Consider the following 8,561-nt stretch of genomic DNA (forward strand, 5'->3'; position numbering starts at 1 on the left):
CGCCGATATATACATGTTTTTGAGCCGCCAAAATCGGAAAGAGGATACGCCATTCATTCTCCGTGACTGCTAATCGGTTCGCCATTTCGTAAATGGCGAGCGACATCGCCGGAGAGCTCCCGAAATGTCAACAGAACCTAAGACGAGTGGGTAATCGGCTGGTTTCATATATCCGGCATCGATGAGATTCCGGAGAGGCATGGGTGTGATTCAATCGGCGGTTCTCTGCGATAAACGGTGTGGCGTCGGCCCGCGCATTGGGCCAAAACCCGATTTTCCTTTAGAATGACCCTGATCATTTGTCGACACGACCCACAAACCGAGAGCCATGTCCCTTTTGTTCCGAATTCTCCTGCCTTTGATTTTACTCAGTCTCGCACTCTCCGCTTGCGGCCAAAAGGGGCCGCTTTATCTTCCCAGCGAAGATCCGTCTTCAAAACAAGAACAACGCTGATGGACTATTTCAATTATCGCGACGGCGCATTGTACGCCGAAGATACGCCGTTATCGGCCATCGCGGAGCGCTACGGCACACCGTGTTATATCTATTCGCGAGCTACGATCGAGCGTCACTGGCGGGCTTTTAACGATGCTTTCGCCGGTAGGCCGCATCTTGTCTGCTATGCGGTGAAGGCCAACTCCAGTCTGGCGGTGCTTAACGTTCTGGCGCGTCTGGGATCGGGATTCGACATCGTATCCGTCGGCGAGCTGGAACGGGTTTTAACGGCCGGCGGCGACCCTGCGAAGATCGTCTTTTCCGGAGTGGGCAAGCGTGAGGATGAATTACGCCGAGCACTCGAAGTCGGCATTCGTTGCTTTAACGTTGAAGTTCCGGGCGAATTGGATCGATTAAACCGGATTGCCGGAGAACACGGAATGAAGGCTCCGGTCTCGCTGCGCGTGAATCCGGACGTGGACGCGCTTACCCATCCGTATATATCCACCGGACTCCGGGAAAATAAATTCGGCATCGATATCGAGGAAGCACTGAATCAGTATCAGCGTGCCGCCGATATGCCGCATCTTTGCGTAGTAGGCATCGACTGTCATATTGGCTCTCAGTTGACGTCCGTCAAGCCTTTTTTAGACGCGCTCGATCGCGTTCTACTGCTTGCCGCCACGTTGAAAGAGCAAGGGATCGACATTCATCACTTGGATGTGGGCGGAGGTTTAGGCATACGCTATCGCGACGAGCAACCGCCCGAACCCCGCGAATACGCGTCGGCACTGCTGGAACGGCTTACGCAAACGGATTACGAGATCCTACTTGAACCCGGTCGTGCGATCATCGGCAACGCGGGCATACTGCTGACCCGTGTGGAATATCTCAAATCCAACCGGGAGAAGAATTTTGCCATCGTCGACGCCGCCATGAACGACCTCGTTCGGCCCGCGCTCTACGATTCCTGGCAGGAGGTCGTACCGGTTCGACCGGCGAGCGCCGCGGACAAGAAAATCTACGATATTGTCGGACCTGTTTGTGAAACGGGCGATTTTCTCGGCAAGGGGCGCGAGCTTTCGCTCACTGAGGGCGATCTGCTGGCGATCCGCTCCTCCGGTGCTTACGGATTTAGCATGAGTTCTAATTACAACTCTCGCCCGCGGCCCGCCGAGATCATGGTGGATGGGGCTCGAACTCACCTGATCCGTGAGCGGGAAACTGCTGCACAGCTTTTCCAGGGTGAGCACGTATTAGATTGATGGCGCTGAAATTCACCAAAATGCACGGGCTTGGCAACGACTTCGTTGTGATCGACGGCGTGCGTCAAAACGTTTCGCTGACGCCCGAAAAGGTCCGCCGTATAGCAAACCGCCATTTCGGAGTCGGTTGCGATCAAGTTTTAGTCGTTGAAACTCCGGTCAGTTCGAATGCCGATTTTCGCTATCGAATCTTCAATGCGGACGGCGGCGAGGTAGCGCAATGCGGAAACGGCGCCCGTTGCTTCGCGCGATTCGTTCGCGACCACGGCTTGTGCGACAAAGATGAAATCGTGGTCGATACCGATGCCGGCCAATTGCGGTTGGTCTACCGGGGCGACGGTCTGGTAACCGTCAATATGGGGATTCCCAGACACGCGCCCGCTGAAATTCCTTTGGACATCACAGAAGAAGCCGTTCTTTACGAGGTTGAGGCAGACGGAAAACTTTGGCCTTTCGGTGCCGTGTCGATGGGTAATCCGCACGCCGTGCTAAAGGTTGATGACGTCGATCACGCTCCGGTCGAAATCTTGGGGCCGCACTTGGAAAGCCATCCGATCTTTCCGCAACGAGCGAATATCGGTTTCGCCCAGGTCATCGACCGACATCACATTCGGCTGCGTGTTTTCGAGCGCGGTTCCGGGGAAACTTTGGCCTGCGGCAGCGGTGCTTGCGCCGCATCGGTGGCCGGCATAGAGCAGGGGGATTTGAGCAGCCCGGTCCAGGTTGACCTCTCCGGCGGTTCACTTAACATAAGTTGGGAAGGGCGGGGGAGGCCGGTATTTATGACCGGGCCCGCCGTTTGCGTTTTCGAGGGCGAAATCGATTTATGAGCTTGATTACTCCAAAGACGCCAAAGCGTCATGAAGAAAAGACCGTCTCCGCTGTAGAAGTGGAGGTCTATTTGCGTCAACACCCGGATTTCTTTCACAATCAATTGGATTTGCTGGAAATACTGAAGGTGCCGCATCCTTGTGGGGAAGCGGTTTCACTGATATCACGGCAAATCTCTCTTTTGCGGGATAATAACCGGCAGCTTCAGGCGCAGTTGAACGATATTCTGCAAATCGCCCGCGACAACGACGCGTTGCATCAACGCATTCACCAATTGACTCTGACCTTGCTTGACGCCACGACTTTAGAGGATGCCCTGGGCGGTCTGACATGGGGCCTGCACGAGTATTTTCAAGCCGATTTCATCACCGTAAAAATTATGCAGCCGGCGATTGCAAGCCCAATAGCCGACCTTTACATGCCGTCGGATGATGCTGGGCTTATTCTTTTCGCTTCGGTGTTGGAAGCCGGCAAGCCCCACTGCGGAAAACCTCACCCGGACCAAGCTAAGTACGTATTTGGCGACGATGCCTCGGAGGTGCTCTCATACGCACTGATACCTTTGCAGCACGCGGGATTCAAGGGGTTGCTCGCTATCGGCAGCCGTAACGCGAGCCGATTCGAAGCCGGTATGGGATTGCACTTTCTCGGTCAATTGGGTGAAATCGTTTCGGCCCGATTTGCTTCTTTGCTGACCCGCTTAACTTAGTATTCATGCAACAAGACGCGGAGCAGCAGGTCGCCGACTTTCTGGATGTTCTGCGGTTCCAGCAGCGGGTCTCTCCGCATACCTTGGCCAATTATTCCCGCGACCTCGCACAACTGAAGCAATACTGCGATCTTCACGGTATACCCCGATGGGAGGATTTAGTCTCCCAGCATGTTCGTGAGCATATCGCGTCCCGCCATCGAGAGGGACTTGGCAGCCGCAGTCTTCAACGAGAACTGTCCGCGATCCGCAGCTTTCTCAATTTTTTGGTGAAGCGGCGTCAGCTTACGGACAACCCGGCGCGGAGCATTCGTCCACCCAAGTCGCCTCGAAAACTGCCGGCACTTTTGGATGCCGACCAAATGACAGGGCTTTTGGAGGGCGAGCAGGATAACGAGCTGGAAATTCGGGATGTAGCCATGTGGGAGCTCTTCTATTCCTCAGGCTTGCGGTTGAGCGAACTGGTCTCGCTAGAAATCCAGGATATGGATTTGGCCGCCGGAACCGTGTTGGTTCGGCATGGCAAAGGTCAGAAATCTCGCATCCTACCGGTAGGGCGTTGCGCGTGTCGGGCAATCGATCGGTGGCTGGAATTGCGGTCTCGCTATGCGCACTCCGGCGAAAAGGCGCTATTCGTCAGCAGTAGAGGAAATCGAATCGCCGGCCGCACGGTTCAGCTGCGTCTTGAATGCTGGCAGCGCAAACTGGGATTGCCGGAACACGTGCATCCTCACATGCTTCGACATTCCTTCGCCAGTCACATACTGGAGTCCAGCGGCGACCTGCGGGCGGTACAAGAGTTGCTTGGACACGCCAATCTCAGTACCACACAGATTTACACCCACCTCGACTTTCAGCATTTGGCGACGGTATACGATCAATCGCATCCCCGTGCCAAAAGGCGGCGTTCCGGTTCGTCTATGACTTAGGCAGAACCTTTACGCTATAATCGTTTGATTCGGGAAACCGCTAAAGGGCTTTATTCATGTCAGTGCCAGAACAAACCGAAAGTCGGCCGGAGTCATTCGCCTCCCGGATCAAGGGGGTGCTCAGTCCGAAAACGACAACGGAGAAAGGGCTCGTTTGGGTGGTCGGGGCTCTAGCTGCCGTTACAATACTGATTTCCATCGCCATCACATGGTACTGGAGTAAGGAGCCAAGTAAATTCGACGTTCTTGAAGTTGCCGCGAGGCACGCGAATATCAAGAATCCAAAGGAATTGCCCCTGGGATATACATATGCTTCTGCTCTGGTGCAGGTCGGAGAAACGCTGTTACAAAAGCCGGGCGGCTTTCTGGTGAACGACGTCTTCCCGCCGGGTGTTTTGCTGGACAATATCCCCGCGTGGGAGTACGGCGCTCTTACGGCGTTGCGCGATGCGACCACGGCGCTCCGCAACCATATTGCGCGAGCCCAAACCCAGTCAAGGGAAGATCCGGATCTGGCAAAAGCCGAACCATTTTTCTATTTCGATCATAAATCTTGGCAATTGCCGTCATCGGAATCCGAATACGAAAAAGGAATCGAAGCACTTGAAGGTTATCGTTCCCGTCTGATGAAACGGGATGCAAACTTTTATTCTCGCGCCGACAATTTGCGCCAATATCTGGAGGTATTGGAAAAACGGCTGGGAAGCCTTTCCAACCGTTTGAGCGCCAGTGCCGGGGATACCCGGCAAGTCAGTACAGACGACCGGCGTACCATAGTCACCAGGACGCCTTGGCTGATTATCGACGACGTATTCTTCGAGGCGCGCGGCTATACCTGGGCCGCGATGCATGTTCTCAAAGCTATCGAGTTCGATTTTCGGGACATTCTCGGCAACAAAACGGCCTCGGTAACACTGCAGCAAATTACCCATGAACTCGAGGACGGCCAAACGACATTTTTGAGCCCGGTCATTCTGAACGGCGGCGGGTTCGGCTTGTTCGCGAATTATTCGCTAACCTTGGCCAACTATATTGCTAGGGCCAATGCCGCGACTATTGACTTGCGGAGTCTGCTGCAGCAGGGGTGATCGGTTTTTGGGCCGGGGGGCTGCTTCGAGCGGTTCCGTACAAATCCTGAGCCGAGAGGCATCGGCATCTAAAGCCGTTTAGCGGCTAGGGCCTTTCCGACGGCGGGAGCTTGTCGATCAGCTTCAGGTAGCGCTCATAACGGGAGCGGGTTAGGACACCCGTTTCTACGGCCTCCCGAACAGCACAGCCTTTGTCGCTTATGTGTCGGCAATCGTTGAACCGACACTGAGGTATCCAGGGACGAAACTCCCGAAAACCCGCCGCTAGGTCCCTAATGCGCATTTCAGCCAAGCCGAAAACGGCGACCCCTGGGCTGTCGATGAGATCCCCGCCATTGGGAAGATGGTAAAGGGTGGCCGTAGTGGTCGTGTGCCGGCCCAAGCTTGTTTTTTCGGAAAGGGTTCGGGTGAGAAGCCGCTTATCCGGCAATAGGGCATTTGTGAGCGATGATTTTCCTACGCCCGATTGTCCGACTAGCATGCTGCACTGCCCGATCAGCTCTTTGCATAATTCGGAGAGTCCCTTGCCGGTACGGACGCTGATTAGAAAACAGGAATAGCCGATCTGCCGATAATCAGCCAATAATTCTTCAGCCGCCTCTCGGCTCTCGAGCATATCCACTTTATTGAAAATGATTTCCGCGCAGAGACCGCGGTGCTCGCAAGCGGCCAGATATTGATCGACCAATAGCCAATCGGGCTCCGGTTCGGGCGCGACGACCACGAACACCCGATCCAGATTGGCGGCCACCGGACGTATTGTTTCGTTATGGCCCGGGCGAGTAAGTACCGTCCGGCGGGGTAAGATCTCCATAACCCGCCCCTGATTTCCTTCGTACGGCTCCCACAATACGCGATCACCCACCGTGGCAAAACCCAACCGCCTCCGAGTATGGCAAAGGATTATTTCGCCCGATGATCCTTCCACGGCCAAACCTTGACCCAAGTGAGCGACCACTAGGCCTTCTTGCAACAGAGAGCCCGGAGCAGCGGATTTTGGAGCTACGATCCCGGTGTCTCTCCCTCTCTTCATCTTGCAGTCTTACGAAGGCTTAGCCGAGAGGTTGGCAATACGAATCGAGGCGGGCGGGTGGCTGTAATGGAAGGCCGAATACAACGGATCGGGAGTCAGTGTGCTGGCATTGTCGCGATAAAGCTTGACGAGAGCGCTGATAAGATGGGCCGGCTTGGTGTAATACGCCGCGAAATCGTCCGCCTCGAATTCATGTCGACGCTGAAAATAGGCGATAACCGGCTGCAAAAATGTGGTGAACACCGGCATGATCAGCATGAATAGGATAAGCGCGAGGGCATTCGATTGGCTGCTTACCCCGAGACCACTGTAAAACCAATCTTGCCCGCTTAGCCAGCCAAGCAGGGCGAAGCCGATGAGCGTAATCAGGGCGCTCGCCACAAGCATCTTCAATACATGCCTACGCCGAAAATGACCCAGTTCGTGAGCCAACACCGCTTCCAACTCGTCGTGGTTCAGAGAATTGATCAGGGTGTCGAAGAAAACGATACGTTTGCTGTCGCCGATACCGGTGAAATAGGCGTTTCCGTGTCCGGATCGACGCGAGCCGTCCATCACAAAGATGCCCTTGCTCTGAAAACCGCACCGATCCAGCAGGGTTTCGATCCGCCTTTTCAGCGTCTCATCTTGCAGCGGCGTGAACTTGTTAAACAAGGGAGCGATAAAGGTGGGAAAGGCCCAGCTCATCAAGATGGAAAACCCCATTACGATGGACCATGCCAACAGCCACCAATAACTACCCACACTCTGCATGATCCACAGTATCAAAGCGAGCAACGGGCCGCCGATAGCCAGACTTAACACGGTTTGGAGCACTAGATCGGTAACAAACTGTCTGGGTGTATTGCGATTGAATCCGTAGCGCTCTTCAATCGCGAAGGTCTGATAGAGACTTATGGGAAGTTCGAACAGGTTGATCAAAAGTATCGTCGAGAGAACCACGCCGATTCCAGTAACTAGAGACGGCAATTCAAAACCTATCCAAAATCGATTCACTAAATCGATGCCACCGCCCAGCGTAAACAGCAACAAGACGAATAAGCCGATTATGCGATCTAGATTACCCAAACGCCCTTTATCCATCGTGTAATCCGCCGCTTTTTGATGTGCCTCTAGGGAAATGGTGTCTTTGAATGCGTCGGGAACGGCGTTCCGATGGATGCGGACATAAGCCAATTGTCGACGCGACAACCACCACTCGACAGCGAAAGAAAGGACGAGGATCACAAGGAATAGGGCAGTGAACATGTTCATCGGCTTAAGAGCTCAGTTTCGATCGGCGCTACAGCTTAGCCTCTGGTAAAATCCCTGACAAGATTTCTCGGTTAATGACTTCTCAGTCACTCGTTTAGATTCGGAACTTGAAGCGTAAATTCGATAAGTCACCACCATTACCTCTCCCCATAAGGAAAATCCATGGCGCATGATTTACAAAACCTCATTTGGATAGACTTGGAGATGACGGGTCTCGATACCCAAAATGACCACATTATCGAAATTGCCACGGTCGTGACCGACAAGGATTTAAATGTTTTGGCGGAAGGACCGGTAATGGCGATCTTTCAAAAGGACGAAACTCTTGCTCGCATGGACGATTGGAACAAAAAACACCATGGGGAGTCCGGATTGATCGATCGGGTCCGGGAGAGCCGCGTAGCCGAATCGGATGCCGAAAAACTTACGGTCTCATTTCTGCAACACTGGGTGCCCGCCGGGACCTCCCCCATGTGCGGCAACAGTATCTGCCAGGATCGACGATTCCTGGCGCGATGGATGCCCGAATTAGAAGCCTACTTTCATTATCGCAATCTCGACGTATCGACGCTGAAGGAGTTAGCCGGCCGCTGGGCGCCGCGCGTCAAAGACGGCTTTAGAAAAAAGAATTCTCATCGCGCTCTCGACGACATTCTGGAATCGATCGGAGAACTCCAGTACTACCGGGAGCACTTGCTTAAGCTCTGAGAAGCTGTCTTCAAACGTCACGAGCGATGTCAGGACAAGGCGCGAAAGGGTGACCCGGAGCGCAGGATATGCGAAGGGTACAGCCGCAGGCTGGCCCGAAGGGCGAGCCCCAGGGATAGGGCGAGTAAAAACCGGCGTGTACAGAGGCGTACATGACCATTTCTCCTGGAGAGAAATGGGACGCGCGGTAGCGCGCCCGTCAGGGTGACAAATCGGCAGGATGGCCGATTTGCACGGCGCGGCCGCCCGCAAGGGCGAACCACAGGGAGGTGGTGAGTGAAAAGCAGGGATGCTTTTCATCAGCATTT

At 54.3% G+C, this 8,561-nt stretch carries 9 protein-coding genes; 7 read left to right on the forward strand and 2 right to left on the reverse strand.

Translation table 11 applies throughout. The features are described 5' to 3' along the window. Positions 1-328 precede the first annotated feature (328 nt). The 6 genes from lptM to VEB01_RS02890 are packed head-to-tail and all read left to right on the forward strand — an operon-like array spanning position 329 to position 5,258. Complete coding sequence (lptM, locus tag VEB01_RS02865) at positions 329-454, forward strand: LPS translocon maturation chaperone LptM (protein WP_324872623.1); 126 nt, start codon at positions 329-331, stop codon at positions 452-454. Continuing rightward, positions 454-1,701: a diaminopimelate decarboxylase gene (gene lysA, locus VEB01_RS02870; protein WP_324872625.1), complete on the forward strand. Its 1,248-nt coding sequence runs from the start codon at positions 454-456 to the stop codon at positions 1,699-1,701. Before lptM ends, lysA begins: the two co-directional genes overlap by 1 nt. Further along, complete coding sequence (gene dapF, locus VEB01_RS02875; RefSeq protein ID WP_324872627.1) at positions 1,701-2,531, forward strand: diaminopimelate epimerase; 831 nt, start codon at positions 1,701-1,703, stop codon at positions 2,529-2,531. Before lysA ends, dapF begins: the two co-directional genes overlap by 1 nt. After that, positions 2,528-3,241, forward strand: a complete 714-nt coding sequence (locus VEB01_RS02880) for a DUF484 family protein (protein WP_324872629.1) — start codon at positions 2,528-2,530, stop codon at positions 3,239-3,241. The genes dapF and VEB01_RS02880 overlap by 4 nt, the downstream gene beginning before the upstream one ends. A 5-nt stretch (positions 3,242-3,246) precedes the next feature. Continuing rightward, positions 3,247-4,170 carry a tyrosine recombinase XerC gene (gene xerC, locus VEB01_RS02885; RefSeq protein WP_324872631.1) on the forward strand — a complete coding sequence of 308 codons (924 nt, stop codon included), beginning with the start codon at positions 3,247-3,249 and terminating at the stop codon, positions 4,168-4,170. A gap of 56 nt (positions 4,171-4,226) precedes the next feature. Next, complete coding sequence (locus VEB01_RS02890; protein WP_324872633.1) at positions 4,227-5,258, forward strand: DUF2333 family protein; 1,032 nt, start codon at positions 4,227-4,229, stop codon at positions 5,256-5,258. An 85-nt stretch (positions 5,259-5,343) separates the two neighbouring features. On the opposite strand, the gene rsgA is transcribed toward VEB01_RS02890, so the two are convergent. Together rsgA and VEB01_RS02900 are read right to left on the reverse strand one after the other, a co-directional pair. Beyond that, positions 5,344-6,291 (reverse strand): ribosome small subunit-dependent GTPase A, encoded by a 948-nt coding sequence (gene rsgA / locus VEB01_RS02895; RefSeq protein WP_324872635.1) that lies wholly within the window; start codon positions 6,289-6,291, stop codon positions 5,344-5,346. A 9-nt stretch (positions 6,292-6,300) separates the two neighbouring features. Then, entirely contained in the window at positions 6,301-7,545 is a 1,245-nt protein-coding gene (locus VEB01_RS02900) for a M48 family metallopeptidase (protein ID WP_324872637.1), read from the reverse strand. A gap of 162 nt (positions 7,546-7,707) precedes the next feature. Here VEB01_RS02900 and orn point away from each other — a divergent pair, with 162 nt between their 5' ends. After that, positions 7,708-8,253, forward strand: coding sequence for an oligoribonuclease (orn, locus tag VEB01_RS02905; RefSeq protein ID WP_324872638.1), 546 nt, complete (start codon positions 7,708-7,710; stop codon positions 8,251-8,253). The last annotated feature ends 308 nt before the right edge of the window (positions 8,254-8,561 follow it).

The sequence above is a fragment of the Methylocaldum sp. genome (genome assembly GCF_035627495.1).
Lineage (GTDB): Bacteria > Pseudomonadota > Gammaproteobacteria > Methylococcales > Methylococcaceae > Methylocaldum.